8 protein-coding genes are annotated in these 17,483 nt (G+C 38.6%); 3 read left to right on the forward strand and 5 right to left on the reverse strand.

Annotated elements, in window-relative coordinates; translation table 11 throughout:
- Nucleotides 1-47: 47 nt before the first annotated feature.
- Nucleotides 48-956, reverse strand: a complete 909-nt coding sequence (locus K8S19_08850; GenBank protein MCD4813784.1) for a M23 family metallopeptidase — start codon at nucleotides 954-956, stop codon at nucleotides 48-50.
- A gap of 241 nt (nucleotides 957-1,197) precedes the next feature.
- Nucleotides 1,198-1,575 (reverse strand): PilZ domain-containing protein, encoded by a 378-nt coding sequence (locus tag K8S19_08855; GenBank protein ID MCD4813785.1) that lies wholly within the window; start codon nucleotides 1,573-1,575, stop codon nucleotides 1,198-1,200.
- A 300-nt stretch (nucleotides 1,576-1,875) separates the two neighbouring features.
- On the opposite strand from K8S19_08855, the gene K8S19_08860 reads away from it, so the two are divergent.
- From K8S19_08860 to K8S19_08870, 3 genes are all read left to right on the forward strand, one after another.
- Nucleotides 1,876-3,960 (forward strand): elongation factor G, encoded by a 2,085-nt coding sequence (locus tag K8S19_08860; GenBank protein ID MCD4813786.1) that lies wholly within the window; start codon nucleotides 1,876-1,878, stop codon nucleotides 3,958-3,960.
- A gap of 171 nt (nucleotides 3,961-4,131) precedes the next feature.
- The gene (locus tag K8S19_08865) at nucleotides 4,132-4,932 is read left to right on the forward strand and encodes a class I SAM-dependent methyltransferase (GenBank protein ID MCD4813787.1); all 801 of its coding nucleotides are present in this window, start codon (nucleotides 4,132-4,134) and stop codon (nucleotides 4,930-4,932) included.
- 365 nt (nucleotides 4,933-5,297) lie between these two features.
- Entirely contained in the window at nucleotides 5,298-6,587 is a 1,290-nt protein-coding gene (locus tag K8S19_08870) for a glycosyltransferase (protein MCD4813788.1), read from the forward strand.
- Between the two features lie 65 nt (nucleotides 6,588-6,652).
- On the opposite strand, the gene K8S19_08875 is transcribed toward K8S19_08870, so the two are convergent.
- The 3 genes from K8S19_08875 to K8S19_08885 all read right to left on the reverse strand — a co-directional run bounded on the left by K8S19_08875 (nucleotide 6,653) and on the right by K8S19_08885 (nucleotide 17,479).
- Nucleotides 6,653-7,849: a glycosyltransferase gene (locus tag K8S19_08875; protein MCD4813789.1), complete on the reverse strand. Its 1,197-nt coding sequence runs from the start codon at nucleotides 7,847-7,849 to the stop codon at nucleotides 6,653-6,655.
- A 276-nt stretch (nucleotides 7,850-8,125) separates the two neighbouring features.
- The gene (locus K8S19_08880; GenBank protein ID MCD4813790.1) at nucleotides 8,126-10,585 is read right to left on the reverse strand and encodes a hypothetical protein; all 2,460 of its coding nucleotides are present in this window, start codon (nucleotides 10,583-10,585) and stop codon (nucleotides 8,126-8,128) included.
- 99 nt (nucleotides 10,586-10,684) lie between these two features.
- A complete protein-coding gene (locus tag K8S19_08885) occupies nucleotides 10,685-17,479 on the reverse strand; it encodes a hypothetical protein (GenBank protein MCD4813791.1) in 6,795 nt (2,264 codons plus the stop codon).
- Between the last annotated feature and the right edge of the window lie 4 nt (nucleotides 17,480-17,483).

Below are 17,483 nucleotides of genomic sequence, written 5' to 3' on the forward strand. Positions count from 1 at the left end.
TTTATCCCTGCTGAGGGAATGACTGAGGAAAAACGTATGAATAATTTTTATTCAAAAATACTAATATCCGTATAGCGTTGAACATTAATCGGTGACCCGGAAACAAATAGCTGGTAATAAAGCCGTTTACCCACTGACGCACCCCCGCTGTTGCCCACCAAACCGAGCCGGTCGCCGCGCAGTACCGTTTGGCTTGCTTTTACCTCGACATTCCGCAAATGACAGTAGAGTGTCGCAAATGAAAGTCCGTGATCGATCAACACCACGTTGCCTAACATAGAAAAATATTCTGCGATAATCACTTTACCGTCGGCAGCAGCATTGACATCAACGATGGATGCACTGACGCTTTTAATTTCAATCCCTTCCAAAGCCACCTCGGCTTTTTCCCCATACTTCCGGATTGTGCCAAAGGTCGAAACCACCTCGCCGCCCAAAGGCAATGTAAAATCCTGCTTACGCTTCGGACGGTAGGTTGTGCGGCGTAAATTCTCCTGGATCTTAATGCGTTCCCGCATATACGCCTCACTGTTAAATTTCCGCCCTTTGACTTTGTCCACCCGCCGTTCAATAAAATCAGGCAGAATTTGAACAGCCAATTCCTCTTTGATAATTTTTTTTCCTGTCACCGTCTTAAAGTAACAAAAAATGGGATAGTCACCCGGATCAGTTTTGGGAACAGCCAGTGATGTGGCATACATCCTAGCCCCCAAATCACGACGTGGAAAAATACGGTATTTTTTATCAAAAAAGACAACATAGCCGCCTTTAATTTCCTCAGGAAGAATAAATCCCAGTGGAAGCACATCGCCGGGAGACGCCTCATCTTTTGGCATAATATACTCAATTTTCTGGGCCAACCGCTCCTGCAAAGAAGCACATCCGCCGGCCAATAACATCAGCAAACCCGTACCTGCCAGCCACCGCAGCTGTCTCACCGATTTCATAATTTGCATTCATGCCTCCTTGATGCTTACTATCCGCAGACATCATTTAAGTATCCATTTTAAAGGCTTTTCTTACCGCGTCAACACTATTCTTTTCTAGTATCGTTAAAATAGTGCTCTTTTTTAAAATTTATTATTCTATTTCTTGACAAAGAAAAAAACACGTTGATCACACCTGCGGGGGGGGGCGCCGGCCTGGAACAAACATTGCTCCTGGGGACGCCGGCGCAACCGCGAATCGCAAATACGCTTATTCAATACGCATACTCTGCTGTTCATAATATGCAGTCATTATTTTCTTAATTTTACCGTGAATCGTATACTCTGTAAATTTTTCAATACCGGAAAATTCCATTCCATACTCAAACATGAGCGGGCCCGATTCTTTAATCCAACGGACCAAACCATGAAGCTCCAGGGGATTTTTACTTTCCAAATCAGGCAGGTAAACAATCAGTTTGGCTTTCTCTTTGAGCTTTAGCGGTGATCGAAGACAGACCCCATTTTGCGAAAGATTGATAATATCCGCAAAAACCGCCATATGAATATCTCCTTTTTCCGGCAACACCTCAGTCCTGACACGAAAAACCGGTTGGATACGTTCCTCACGGCGCCTTTCTGATGACATTATAATCACCTCCTGACATGCTTTAGAGTATCCTGCCCAGGCCGCTTTACAAATGCCGGCAGTGGTTCCCCAACCGAACAAACTCATGCTCTGTATGCATAATCGTATTATATATCATTTTTATTTTAAGCATATCAGGAAATTAATAAAAATATAAATAAAATTCCCGCTGCTTTTTTAATTTCCCGGCTGGGGATGATTTTATAAAATTCCGCAGATGGTACCGGTAAAAAACCTTGACATGCTTTTTACCCGCTCTTTATAATCTACATCTATTATCCAACTCTCAGGAGGGTATCTATGATCAAGGATTACAAGATGGAAAATATTCAAACGATCCTGCTGGCCGGCCATGGCCAAGTCGGGAAAACAACGTTCAATGAATCTTTGCTTGTCGCAGGTGGATCACTATCCGAACCCGGTTTGATTGACAAAGGCACAACTGTTTCCGATTTCGATGAAGAAGAGATTGCCCGCAAAATGTCGCTCAAGGCATCTTTAAGTTTCGTTGAATACCAAGATCATAAAATCAATTTCATCGACACCCCGGGGTCTCCTGATTTCATCGGCGAGGTGCGCGCTGGGTTACATGTGGCTGATTCGGTCTGCATTTTAGTGGATGGCGAATCCGGTGTTCAGGTTGAGGCGGAGAAGCACGCCCGGATCGCAGAAGAATTTCATATCCCCCGGGTTGCAATCATCAATAAAATGAATAAGGAAAATGCCGATTTCGAGGCAGCGCTGGAATCCATCACAACCAAATTCGGAAAAACCGCTGTTCCTTTATGGCTGCCGATGGGTCAGGGTGCGGATTTCAAAGGTGTGATTGATCTGATGAGAATGAAGGCGCTTACTTTCGAAGGAACCAGCCCCAAAATCGGACCTATCCCGGAGGATATGCAGGCAGCGGCCAATGCCGCCCATGAAAAACTCATTGAAGCGGCGGCAGAAGGCGATGACACGCTCACAGAAAAATTCCTTGAAGGACAAACCCTGACCGATGCGGAAATTGCTACAGGTTTGGATGAAGTTTTGGTTGCCGGCAGTTTTGTTCCTGTTATTTGTGGATGCGGCAATTCGGTTGCCTGCGCAGCCGCCGCCTTGGATTTTTTCCTCCTGGTCCTCCCCACGGCCTCTCAGTATCCTGCCAAAGAAGGATTTGATCCGGCGGATGAAAGTAAAAAATTAATCCGCGAATCAAAAACAGACGCCCCTTTTTCCGCTTATGTTTTTAAAACCACGATTGATCAATATGCCGGAAAACTTTCTTTCTTTCGCGTAATTTCAGGAACCATTTCACCTGATCAGGATGTTCAAAATGTAAATGCCAACCACAAAGACCGGTTTAGCCACCTGCTTGCGCTGCAAGGAAAAAAAACCATCGAAATTCCCAAAGTGGTTGCCGGCGATATCGCGGCCATTGCCAAGCTGGATACCGCGCACACAGGAAATACTTTTTCCGACCCCGGCCAACAAATTCAGTACCCGAACCTGCGGATGCCCCAAGCGGTTTATTCCGTCGCTGTCTCGACCACAAAAAAGGGTGATGAACAAAAAATGGGGACTGTCCTGGGCAAACTTTGCGAAGAAGATACCACCCTGACCTTCCGGTATGAACCGGAAATCCGTCAGTCACTGCTTTCCGCCATGGGCGATCTGCAGATTGATATCACACTGGCCAAACTGAAAAAAAAATACAATGTCGAGGTCACGCGCGATGTCCCGCGTATTTTGTATAAAGAGACCATCCTAAAAACCAGCAAAGGACATCATAAACACAAAAAACAATCCGGCGGCCATGGCCAATACGGCGACGTTTATCTTGAAATTATGCCGCGCCAGCGAGGCGACGGCTATGCGTTCGAAGATAAAACGGTTGGCGGCTGTATTCCCAAAGGATACATTCCCGGTGTCGAAAAAGGGATTAAAGAAGCTTTGCAGCATGGTGTGCTTGCCAAATATCCGGTGATTGACACCGGCATCAAGGTGGTGGATGGATCTTATCATGATGTCGACTCTTCGGAAATGTCCTTTAAAATTGCGGGTCGTAAGGCGTTTTTCGATGCCATGCAAAACGCCTCTCCCGTTTTGCTGGAACCGGTTATGCATGTTAAAATTTATGCCAATGACACGTACATGGGTGCCATCACCAGTGACTTGAATTCCCGACGCGGCCGGATCCTTGCTATGGGCACTGAACAAATCGAAGCCCATATCCCGCAGGCGGAGCTTAGAACCTATTCAATGGATCTTAAAGCCATGACCTCCGGTACCGCCGGTTTCGAAATGGTCTTTTCACATTTTCAACCGATTTCCGGCAGAATTTCCGACAATGTCATCAAGGAAGCTGCTATAATTCATGGCGATATCAAAGAAGATGAATAATTTAAACTAATAAAAAGAGGATGCTCTTGTATCCTCTTTTTATTAAAATTTTTTAATTAAATTTTCAATAAAAAAACATAAGTTTTTATCTAATTTTTATACAGTGCATCTATCTTCAACCACTCAGTAAAGCATACTGGATTCACTGACACTTAAATACAAAGGAAAAACATGTCTATTTTTAAAAACAAATCAAATAAAATCAGTCATAATAAAAAAGCAAAACATGATCTCCATTTAGAAGAAGTTCTTTATAATTCCAACAACCCAACACGCCGTCAATTACATCTTTCCCGGTTCAACTGGATTTGTAATGCAATCAACAAATACACGGATAATAAAAACACTACCATTTTAGAAATCGGTGTTGGCTCCGGTACTTATTTATCTAAATTATCAACCGTTGCAGATAAAGTTATGGTTTCCGATATTGATAAATCATATTTAAATCATGCGCAAAACAAATTTGTAAATACCAATATCAGTTTTACAATTGATGACATTACAAAAAGCCGATTTGATGGCAATACTTTTGACTTTATACTTTGCAGTGAAGTGATCGAGCACATCAAAGAATCGCAAAGAGCATTTTTCGAGATTCACCGGATATTAAAACCAGGGGGGATTTTAATTATGACTACACCCCAAAAATATTGCCCCTTGGAACTGTTGGTAAAAATTATTTCTGTACTCCCTGGAATGAAAAAACTTGCGGAATTCGTTTACAAAGAACCTGTACCTGAAGAAATGGGACATATTAATTTAATGACAAATAAAACCATTTTAAAACAAACCCATTTTGTGAATCTTGCATTGATAGAAAAATACAAATGCGGTATGTACCTTCCGATGATTGCCGAGCTGGGTGGCGAGCCAGGAATGAAATTACTACGTTATCTAGAACATCATCTTCGGGATAGCCTTTGGGATTGGATGCTTTGGACCCAGTGTTACGTTTTTTTAAAATCTTAATTTCCCAAGTACCCTTTGATGTTTATTTTCCAACAACGTCAATCATTTAAGTTTATTTAAAGTAGCGTATATTTACCTATATCGCAGACTAATAATTTTCAAAATAAATGGTAATAAAATCATTTCAAAGATCATCTAATAATTAGACATACTTTGGCAGTATACGGAATTCCGTCAAATGTATGCCGGAATTCTTATGGACTATCTTTTCCGCATATTGTATAACCAGTATTGTGTGGCAATAGATTTTTTTCGACATACTATTTTTAATAAAAAACCGAGCAATTGTTTTCTGCTTTTTTACTTCCACAATAAAACATGCTACCATTGAGATAGCATGATAAAAAAAGGGCGGATCAGCCGACATGATCTCCAACAAATTGTTGAACATCTACAACCATTCAAAAACCGTCATGGTCGTCTCTAATTTCCCACCTCGCAGCCAAACACATGGCGACAAAGTAGGTGGCGTCGCTAGTTTCACGCGCAATAAAATTAAGCCATGGTCACGTATTCGAAGAGATCGAATGATCGTATTGGCAGACATTATCGACACACCAGAAGTATTCGAAGATGAAAATATTTTAATCATTCGCTGTTGGAATAGAAACCGACCACAATTATATTATCAAATATTCTCAACCATTTTAAAATTCACTCAAGTAAACACCATTCTTTGGGAATTCGAATTTTCCCTTTACGGAGACACTGGAATCATGAGTGTCTTTCCCGCTCTACTGGGTTTGGTAAGTGCTTGTCATAAAAAAAATATCATTGTCATGCACCAAGTACTATTGGATCTCGGGACACTATCTGGTCACATTGGCTTACCTAAAAACACGTTAAAAACAAAACTTATGTCAAATCTGTTGAAAACATACTACCGTCTGATGATGTTGACGTCTCACAAAATCGTGGTATTAGAAAATTCTCTTAAAAAAAGACTTCTCCAATTAAATTCTCAACACCAAAAAGTGATTACCATACCACATGGTGTCGATTGTAATATTACATCTTTACCCAAACATATCGCTCGTCAAAAAATCAATGTTTGTACAAAAGAGTATGTCATTCTTCTTTTTGGTTATCTGACCTGGTATAAAGGTGCAGATCTTATTCTTAAATCATTCGAAAAATTGCACGAGGAATGTCCAGGTACAAATATGCGTCTCATCCTGGCTGGCGGACAAAGTTTGACACAAAAACACAAAAGTCATTATCGCAAATATTACCGTCAACTTGAAACGCATGCACGCAAAATAAAAAATGTCCAAATTACAGGCCATGTAAAAGAAAAAGATTTCGCAACATATTTCGGCGCAGCCGACATTGTTGTTTTACCTTATCGAGCATTCATGTCTTCTTCTGGAATTTTATCCTTGGCATTATCTTACAAGAAGCCTATCGCGTTATCAACATGTCTGAAAAAGTGGATTGGACCAGAACATCAAGTTTTAGAAAAAGACCTTACTTTTTTTGATCCCCAAGTAAACACACTATGTGCTTGTCTCCAGAATCTTCTCCATCAGCCGACACGTCTGAAAAAAAATATAAAAGTTGTTGAAAAATTACGTAAAGCGAGAAGTTACGAACAACTCGCCCACTCTTATGAAGACCTCATCCGCTCAATACAAAATCAGACAATTATTAATTAGTCCCTTATATTTTGAATTCTATCGTTATTATTTTTTCTGCCGTTCTACCCACGACTCATTTTTTGTTAATTAAGCCTTGCACTGGCCATCGAGGATTCTTTCTTTATAATTTTTTCTTGAATGAGTTCTATGTATTGAGCAATAACATCGTCCATCGAATAGGTACGTGCAGCATAATAATTTTTTTCACCGAAGTGGCGTAATTTTCCAGGACTATTCTCGAATAATTGAAGAATTGATTTTGCAATACTATTTGTATTTTGAATATCAAAAAAATCCATACAATATCCCTCTTGCTCTTTCTTTCTAAAAAACGGCAGATCCGATACCAACAAAGGCATCTGGTACATACAAGATTGAATCAATGCGCCAGATTCACCACCAATGGTATGATATGGCATAATTGCAGCTTCATTTTCCGAATGAATCTGATGCACTTTTTCTTCGGGAACATATCCTATAAATCGAATATTAGGATTTCCCGAATATCGCCGCCTCAGTTCTTCAAGATAATCGGGATTGTGCGCATTGGATGCGCCCACAACATTCAATCTCACATCCTGGTCAATTTCATAGACATGACGCATTGCTGCCAGCGTTGTTTCCAATTTCTTATGCGTTCCAAATATTCCAAATGCAAGAAGATTTTTCCTTTTCCTAGATATCATTTTTTTGGATTGATCCATCACGCATCCAGACCCACCCAAAGATCCATGAGGCATGATTTTCACATGCTGCGCTTTATATTTTTGTTTAAGAATTATTTCATACTCAGGTAATAACACACACATATTACCTGCGCGAGTAAGCATCCAGGTTGCCAATGTCGCGCCCCATTTTATGAATCTATTATTAAACGAGTTCATTTTTTTCAAATCCACCAATTCTATCATGTTGTGAAGTGTGATTAAGCATGGAATGTTTAATAATTTTTTTGTGATTAGCGGCACCATCATTCCCATAAAATTAGCAGTCGTCATACCAAAACTTCCCAAAGTGATATTAAACCAACAACAATCCACTGAAAGTTCCCTAAGATGATTGACGATCTGCCAAGACAACAAAGGAGAATCGAACCTCCATACCCTATGAATCGTAAGCTTCCCTTCATGGTGGATCTCCGGATATCCATCCACCATGTCAGCAATCACATGAATCCGTTGAACTTTCCGATTATTTTTTAGTGCCCTAACCAAATGATAGCAATACTCGCTCACTGGTCGCTTCCCTGGAACATAATTGGATATTAACGCAATATTCATTTCGAGTCACACCCTCACATCACAATATTTTGCATTTTCCAATCCCTTACAAAATTTCATGTAACACCGTTCGCTTGATATAGCACTTATTTTCTTTATATATCTGATCGTGAATTACAGAATCATTTTCTTGAAAAGATCAACTGTTCTGAATAGATTGATAGCTGAAATACACTATTATTAGATGCGTGTGAGCACTTTTTTATTACTTTTATTTTCAATTCCGCAGTTCATTTGACGACAACTTATTTCATTATTTCAGAGTAGATTTCTCAATCACAAATTAATCCGCAGAGACTTCCCATCATCGGTAGAAATAAGAATTTGATCTATGTTTAATACTGCCCCTGGAGAAATGCCGATTTCAACGATAACAACATTTTCGTACCATTCCGGATCTTTTGATTGTATATCATTGATTTGTTTCGCAAGCGGTTCTTGTACCCATTCCCGGTATTCCGAATTCTGAAGAAGTCGTTTATAGGACAATTCATCCAAACGACGGATGATTTTCCGATAATATGGCTGAGCTAGTATTGCACTTTCTGATTTTGAAATCACTGCGGCAAACTTCCTATCTTTCATTTTTAAATCAAATACCGTCTTATTCACTTCATATATTTTTCGCCCAAATCGAGGATGATTTAGCAGACGATAGTACAATTTTCTATTGAGCCTTCTAATCTGTTGTCCAAATTCAGGATGAGAAAGTAACTTTTCCTCAAGTTGATGCTGCACCTGACGAAACATCTGATGTTCTAATTGTATATCATAAGCCATTTGCTCAATTTTTCTTAAAATAAATCCATATTTTTCATCTTTCATTTTTTCCGCTTCACTTATTCGAACCCACTTTTCTAATTGACCACGCAGGTTTTTGTTAGACAGCATATTCCAATGTAACTGATGATTCAATTGCCTATAGAACATGCCATAAAGATGATGATCTTCTTTTTTATTTGTTTCTTCATCCTCTAGTTTCATCAAAAGCTCCCAATAGGGAACGCAAGTTTGATCTAGCTCAAAACTTTTCCACTGAACCTCCAAATATCTTTGTTGATATCCTTCTTCCATTCTCTGCTTCATTGTCAAATTTTGGTTAACTTCAGCAATAATTTCATGATCGTATTCTTGTTCCTTGAGCAAGTGCTCTAAAAATTCATGCATATGCTGAACCGCAAATACAGGGGGATGCCCTCCCCATTGTCGCCTCAACATATAAAAAGAAAATTCATCAAAGCCTCTTTCTCTATTTTTTATCCATCTCCCCCAGTGTTGTTTTAAACTTTTTTTTATATGTCCACTAAATTGATCTCTGAAACCTGACATATCGAGCACTCGAAAAATAACATCCTGCTTTTCAGAATACTTTTCTATAAGCAATCTGTTTCGTATCTTTGTCATTTTTTTTTCGTCAGCTTCCATAACCCGCCTTACCTCTGGAGAAGCTTTTCTTTTGATTTCATTTCGCCATTTTATTTCTTGCTTTTTCTTATCGCGAAGAAACACCCTTATCTCCACTTCTCGCTCATGCTCCCGAATCATCTTCTGAAGTCTCCGATATTTACCCACCTCAATTTTTTCTAAAAATCCACGGAATCGTTTGTCCTGCCTAGCTTTTTTTCCTTCTTTTTCGCTAAAAAACCGCCCTTGGAAAAACACAGACTTATTTAAATCTTGATTCTTTAACCGATCATGTTGTCTTCTTTGACGATCCAATTTTCGCCAATGCTTCATTCTTTCTTCCAAGCCCGGCCAACCTTGCTGTGCTTCCGCCAACATTTCCAGCCGAATCAATTCGCTCTCCTTCCATACTTCCATATACTTTTCCTGATCACGGTCATAAAGTTCCAATAAAAGATCGATCCTCTTGGCTGGTATAATTTCTTTAAAAAAACGGCAAAATTTTTCGTTCCCACACATTTTTTCTCTTTGTTGCCAGCCATACATTGTTGCCTCTGATAACATAAACTCTTTTAGTCTTGGGTCGCTCTGTTTAATCGCCCTCCATAATATCCATTCTTTTTCTGAAACAACATTCTCTAAATACTGTTTCACCGATTTATTGGTCTCTTTTAATTCTCGAATCATTTGCCATTTCAATTCCTCAACAGCATCAAATGCTCCCGAAGCTTTTTGATCATTTTTGAGAAGTTGAACCAATTTTTTTTGGGTCTCCCATTCTATATCAGCAGTCAACTGTTTCATCCGGTAATGTTCTTTGGGTGGCAGCTGTTGTATAAGTTTTTCTTCAAGTTGTTTTCCGAGAATTTGATACTTTATTAATTGGTCATCCATCTGGACAGGACCCGTAGGTTTGTTGGAACGATAATACTTTTGGATTATTTTTTCTTTGTCTAAATAATAATACTTACCCGGCTGAGTAAATTCCATACCTTTGGCACTAAACGTTTCCCGGTTTCCGCGCACTATACGTGTTAGCGAAAAATAACCATGATACCCCTTGATATTTTCTTTGACACCATGAACGTCTCGAATTGATATTTCATAACGATTATAAGGGCCATTCAAGGCTAAAGGAATATATGCACCACCATATTCCTCTGAATGAAGATTTCTGATTTGTAAAATACCGTTTTTTTGAGAAACAGCAACATCCTTCAATATCCATGGTTGAAAAGAAGCAATATCAACTTGTGACGCATGATGATCTTCCGCCATTGCTGCATTTATCATCATTAACGAGATTATTAAAAATAAAATCCTATTCATCATTTCTAATTAAATCCTTTTTTATTCCATAGAATCTTCTGATCAAATTGCTTCCCAACTTCTCTATAATCGCCAGCGGACAAGTACTATTCATTTTCATCATCACGGTCTAAATTTCTTCAACAGTTCATTGATTTCTTCGCAATGCGGAATTCCTTTAAGAAAATCTCGAACACCTTCAAATCCAGCTTGTTTGGCATAACGCTCTAAAATTATCTGATCTTCCAACGAAAGCATTTGATAATTCTCCTGATGAATCCGAGGCAAACCCAGCTTAGGCAAATGATGAACAGGGTAAGCATAACATCCCAAATGTTTTATTATAGAATGATATAATTCACCATAGGTTTTCAACCCTTTAAATGATCCTTGGCGAATAAAAATCCCAGCTCTGGCAAGAACTCTTTTGAAATCACGATGTGTCAAATAATATTCCCATTGATTAGCGCCATAAAACCGAGACAAATCGTGATTAATTTGCTTACGCCAATATTCTAAATCAACTACTTCACGGAGAATCATTGCTGCTTTCTTATCTGAAATTTTCTCTGCTTTGGGTGCCGGCATTTTCAAAACAAGATCACCATACGAGGCAATAAAATAGGCTAACTGATCAGCACGTATAGAACCAGTATTTATAAAATCCTGAAATGAATCATACTGCATATTTTTCGCCATAGTATTAAACTCTGCAATGGTATATGGTTTAGGAAGAAAATAGTTTAAATAATCAATCAAACGATTAGAGTCATCAAAGTAGTATTCTTTCTCACCAGTTTGTTCAATATAACTTCTCTGTTTGCCCTGCAGCCGATCACGAATATTTTGACCTATTGCGACAAGTTTAAATACCCAAGGATTATAATGACCCAATGCTCCACGATAAAATGGACTGTCCCCAATATAGCGTGTCAGTTGATATGGATAAATACATTCAGATTGATACATTGACAAATCCCAGATGTAATTCCAAGATCTCGCTTCAAAATGAAGAAAAACCCAAAAAACAAATGACATGGCAATAAAAACAATAGGAATGCGATGCTTCATACGTAGCCGAATTTGCATAGATTTATATTTTATAATAATATAAAATAACATCATGACTCCCAAAATAATTACGACAACTCCCCATAGAGGACCAAAGCCTTTCCATGCCTTCACAATATTTTGAATTTTCCCGGGTAAATCTTCTTTCCCGGTTAAATTACTAAAAAAACTTTCTTTAATCATATTTCTTCGTCGTGAAGCATCCGGATGTATTGTCAATCCCAGCATTGATCGCGAATCGGGATTCAGTTCATCTAACGCTATCGTTTTTGAAGGTTTATGCCAAATTGTTAAAGGTCCCGCCCAAAAATGAATTCCAGGATAATTCCCAACCAGATCCCATCCTGTGGCTGCCAACACATCCGCGTAGCCATTATTGCCACATATAATATAATTCAAACCCCAATGATCATTTTCCAATAAGTACCGCATAAGCGGTTTCATAGAATTAATCGACCCACGATCAAGTCCTACAATCGCCACATCATGTTCTGGATGTTTTCCATGTCGATGATTAAACATGATGGTATCAGCTTGCATTCGTAATGTTTTTTTTGTATTCAATGTTATTAATTCAAATGAAGTTCCAATAACCAAGTATCGATGTACCATATCATTAATACTTGATTCATCATGTAATGAATGGATTTTTTCTAGATCCGGATATTCAGTTTTTTTAAGTGGTAGTATTTTTCTTACATTTTTTACTCGGTAAGGAGCATAGGGCTGTAATTTTCCCTCTGCACCTTTTTTTATCCGAATAATACGGCGTAATGGATCCTGAGTATTCATTCCAAAAAATGGTGGCTGTCCATTACGCCCCCCACTTTGCATCACAAATTCCAAGTCTTCTTCTGAAAACAGCAATTTTAATGTCCTTAGAATGACTCGTGAATTCTGAATTGATAATTCCGGCGAAGTCGTCTCGATCCCAATTTTAAAAACCAAGTGATAAAGTCCTGTTGCCTTATCTAGCTTGAAGTGTTTTTCGATAAATTTCCAGTCTAACTGATATACATGACTTCCCGGTGTTAATTTTGGTTTTAATTTAATATAAACTGCTTTGTTTTTTTGTCTTCGATTATTTTTCCCCTCAGATTCAATGATAATCCACCCATTCACGAGCGGAGTTCTCTCCTCAACATCTACCCAAATATATTTGGGAATTTTTCGTAGTATCACCGTTCTATAAATATACCCATAATTCCGGGGATAATCTGACGGCTGCTCTGCAGACGTTCTTAACACTCCCTTTTTTTTATCTTGTATGTTGCTAAACTGATTTGGTTGATCCTTGCTTTCCGTTCCACGAACCGCAAGTTTCATTTGACCCTGATTTCCTTGATAAAAATCCAGCGTAGCACCGCAAGATATTTCGGACAACGCATCTGGAAGAACGAAATGATTTTGAAACGGCGTAATATAAATTTCCGCCTTAGGATCAATCACACCTTCACGAAAAATCAAATTGATACCTTTTTCATATGACAATATATTTCCGAACTTCTCCGGCAGCACGCTTTTTTTTCGTAACTGTATGCCTTCAATAATCGCCCAAAGTTCTTTTTTATTTTGACTTTTGTTATTTGCTTTTGATTGTTTTTTTAGATCTTCTCGTTTCCCGGATTTTTCACTACTCCCAATACTCTCTGCCAAACCCAACACCAATCGAATACAACCATTCGCTTCAGACATTTTTTTTTCAGGCAAATTAATGTAATAGATGCCAGGAGACGCCATTACCGTTTGCACCCATGGTAATACCTCCTCACTCGTTTTTTCATGCTTGACTTTTGAGGCACCACCACGAGGTAACGCCGCACCAAAATCACGCTGCAGAGTACGGTTCCTCTCTGTTCGAGCCATTTGAAATATTTTTTGTCGATATGCATCATGATAGACTTTCAAATACATGTGTTGCGTTGGTACCAGCTTATTAATTTGAATTGTAAGAATATGATGTCCAGGTGGCAGAATCATCGTCCTTTCAATTTCACCACGACTATCCTCCTGACCCCCACCATGTATTAACAATTGGTTATTTTTAATTATTTCTGCGTTAAGTCCCCCGCCTTTTATCCAATCCCAAACACAACAATCTTCTGAAAAATAATAATTACCAATTTGTGGCAGCGTAATGGCACCATCTTGTTTCCGCCATTGATTGTGCTGCTTCTGTTGTGATGATAAGATTTTTGTCGGTTCTTCTTCTGTATATACTTTTTGCTTTTTCCATTGATCCAATAAATTCCTGAGCATACTGATCATCGCACCTGATTCATGTCCTGGGCCATACTGGTGCCATAACACTCTCATGAGTTTTTCAAGTCTTTCAATTGACCATCCTGTTTCTTGTCGCCACTGATTCAGGACAAATTCCGGAAGCATTTCTCGAACAGAAACACCAATATTATATGTATGATTCCCGCACAATTGCCGATCCCGCCAAAATTGGAGAGATGCTCCCGGCCCAAACGAAGGTTCTGTTTTTAACAGCAATGCACGAACATCTTCCGGTTTCATTTCATGCACCATCAAAGTCCTACTTTTTTTTATTTCCATTTCATTTGCAGATATCAAACCCTGACTATAGTTTTCAAGCATTTTACTAAACTGTGCTATTGTTAATTGAGGTGACATAAATGAAATGAACATCTCCTCAATGGTCGGTTCCCTTGGAAGTTGTTTCCCTTTCACTGCTTGAAAAATATCTATACACTTTTCATGAAACAATGTACGTCTGCTATATCCTCCCGAAGCAATCCTCTGCACCAAACCATCAGCATACCGTTCCATGCCTTCTGCTTCTTCAACTACAGGGCTTCCACCACCCGGCCGTGGCCGAGTTGTAACAAATCTGGCGTTTCTCACTTTTGCCATATTTTTCATGATCAGCACAATCTCTTTTTTTGTCTTCAGCCCAAATTTTTCAAAATATCCGTTTGCGAGCATTCGCGTGGATACCTCCAAATAATTATCCTCACAAATAACACCATTCTCAATAAAGTACTCCTCATTCAATAAAATCCGAAATGTCTCTTCCAAAGTTTCCAGACCATATCGATGACCTCTTCCCATAAGATAAAAACATAGGATAACGAGTGCCTGTTTTTCCCGAGTCTGAACACGATCAAACTCTTGGGCATTGACTTTCAATAATCGGTTAAGCTCCTCATATTTTAGTTCATATTCCTTTGCCCATGTTTCACGCAGCCAATTGATCTCTTGGGACAAAATATCCTCACGAAATTCTTGCCAAAATAATGTTGTGCGCAATTTATTTTGAATTTCATTTAATTCATGCATCGGTAGGATTGCATTTTCTTGGTTGATTTGCAGATATAAAGGATAGCGTGTCACAATAAGTTGAAACGCTTCAAACGGTTTAGCATATTTACTCGTAAAATATTGTATCCATGGTTTATATTTTTCTGAAACATTCGCATCGTGCTTTACAATACGCATAAAATCGTTGAATGATATTTTTCGAAAGCCATGTTTCTCTAACTCAGCATTTACTTCCAGATGAATCCCCTGAATATCAGGTGGTGGTTGAAACTTTCCCGTTTTCAACAAACTTTTCAATTCCTGATACAATCGATTTCCGGGCCGATATCCGTAGAGTGACCACTTATATTTTAATATGATTGCTTCAATCTCTCTTGCTGAATAGGTTTGTAATATTTTTCTTTTCAAGACCGACATGAGCTCATATTTTTCTAACAATCGATCTGTCTCTTCTGGTATATCCTTTTGATCCCCATAGGCTTGGTACGCCTGTTTATCCTGAAAAGACAACTCGCTCGCTTCAGCAAACTTCTGAAGTGCTTCTTGTATGGAACGGTTTTCTTCTGGAAAAATATGATGTCGCGTAATCATGTGCTGAAAACCTTTTAAAGAAAGATCAATTTCTTTGCTTGCAAGAAATATATTGAGCGAATTTCCGGATACCTTCGAGGTGGATTGCAATTGAATTTTATCACTATTTGAATAAAATCCAATGACGGGCTCAAAAATTGGTTGACCGGAAAGACCAGTTTCAGATTCACACCCTTCGGTGGCCTGAGCTAAAAAATCGATATATTGAATATAAAAAGCATTAAAAAGTAATTGCTCCCTATTTTCTTGAAAACAATCTCGCTCAGGAACGATAAAATTCATCAATCCTTCTTCATCCCAGCCATCACATTTCATCCCTTCTTTTAATCGATCAACGTAATACTCCAGTTGCGCTATATCATATTTCGCTAATATCGCCTGCACTTCATTAATATTCAAATGTAGGTTACTTATATAATTAAAGGCTTCAGTAATAAAAACTAAATACCAGTTGTAACGTGCCACTGCTTTAATATCTTCTGCTTTTTGATCAATTCCAAAACGCAACAATTGAACAACACGTATTAAAAAATCAAAGCTAATATTCAAATCTTCACAAAATGCTTTCACAGCATAATAATCTCGAATATTCAAATGCGATTCATCCTGCCACAGCACTTTATGCTCAGATTCCAATCGGACATTTTCAATGGTTGCATAAGCATCACCTTGATGACTTTTGACGAATATTTTTAGTACACCACCATCAATTTCATCAATATTGATTGAATTTCGTAAAAACGCATCATGTAAATCAACTTGTTGATATCCAAATGTGAAACGAGGATCAATTTTAATGCTTTGTCTTCCTTTAGGTGTCAAAACATCGATTTGGATGCTGGTATACCCCTTTTTTCCGGCGTATCTTCCAGAGCTGACAAACCTTAAAAATCGCATCGCTCGAATTGTTTTGGGTGACAGCTGCCATGCGATTAAACCCGGTCCGGTTAATGATGTTGTCGACAAATAGAAATTATTTTCACCACGTTTGTCCCTTTGGCGTGCTTTTTCGTACGCATGATAAAATAACTTTGATGGTTTTTTCTTTACAACCAACACACCTTTTTTAATAACAGCTAATTTATATGTTAGCGGTTGCCTTGCAACGGCATACTCGATTTTTTTTATACTTTGTATTTGATTTGGCGTATGCTTTTGTTCCGAAATCGCCAACGGTGCATGATAAGACAATGGACGCGTAACATTTTTCGAAAAAGTGGTTGTGCTTAGATTCACCGCACTTCGTGGATTCCCTCTTTCATCCTTGGTTTGCTCTTCACTCGCATAATTCACACCTTGACGACGCGAGACCGAAGATGTCTTAAATATAAGGTAATTCAATGATTGTTGAAGACTCGGAATTTTTACATCACCAAGTTCAAGGGGGGGCGTGAACAATGTAATAACACCGGACAAGGCGAAAAATGGCAGTCGTGTCAATCCAGCTAAGCTAAATAGTGGTGCAATGAAAAGAAAACCAATCAGCAATACTATTTTAACTATGCTAAAAACGAATGATTCCCCTTTTACTTGGCGCGCAATATTTTCATGAAAATATACGCATGCAGATGTCTTTTTCGGGGCTTCCAAAGCAACAACTTTACTTGTTTTTTTTCTCACCCAAGCAAACAACATCATTGGTTGATATATAAAAATACTCAATAGCAATAAAGGCCCGAGATAAACAAAGAATAATACTGGAGCAACCGTTTCGGCCAATAGTACAGCAGACAAAATAATACCGAGCCACAACCATAAAAAATACCATCCAGAATATCTAAAACAATATTCACGCAATTTCGCACTGAGTATTAAACCTGCAACGACCATACTCACTAAAATCCAGATAAACATTGAAAGTCGAGAATTATGAAACCAATAAATACTCACAACTACTAATTGAACACTTAAAACGCCCAGTAAACCGGCAGTCAAACAACGTAAAGCAAGCATTGATAAGTTCTTCATCCTT

This window comes from bacterium (genome assembly GCA_021108215.1).
In the GTDB taxonomy this organism is placed as follows: domain Bacteria; phylum Oederibacteriota; class JAAXVQ01; order JAAXVQ01; family JAUVAV01; genus JAIORK01.

What these genes read in the sequence shown, in the direction of transcription:
- K8S19_08850 (MCD4813784.1), bottom strand. Translation starts at nt 956, where the DNA reads ATGCAAATTATGAAATCGGTGAGACAGCTGCGGTGGCTGGCAGGTACG.
- K8S19_08855 (MCD4813785.1), bottom strand. Translation starts at nt 1,575, where the DNA reads ATGTCATCAGAAAGGCGCCGTGAGGAACGTATCCAACCGGTTTTTCGT.
- K8S19_08860 (MCD4813786.1), top strand. Translation starts at nt 1,876, where the DNA reads ATGATCAAGGATTACAAGATGGAAAATATTCAAACGATCCTGCTGGCC.
- K8S19_08865 (MCD4813787.1), top strand. Translation starts at nt 4,132, where the DNA reads ATGTCTATTTTTAAAAACAAATCAAATAAAATCAGTCATAATAAAAAA.
- K8S19_08870 (MCD4813788.1), top strand. Translation starts at nt 5,298, where the DNA reads ATGATCTCCAACAAATTGTTGAACATCTACAACCATTCAAAAACCGTC.
- K8S19_08875 (MCD4813789.1), bottom strand. Translation starts at nt 7,849, where the DNA reads ATGAATATTGCGTTAATATCCAATTATGTTCCAGGGAAGCGACCAGTG.
- K8S19_08880 (MCD4813790.1), bottom strand. Translation starts at nt 10,585, where the DNA reads ATGATGAATAGGATTTTATTTTTAATAATCTCGTTAATGATGATAAAT.
- K8S19_08885 (MCD4813791.1), bottom strand. Translation starts at nt 17,479, where the DNA reads ATGAAGAACTTATCAATGCTTGCTTTACGTTGTTTGACTGCCGGTTTA.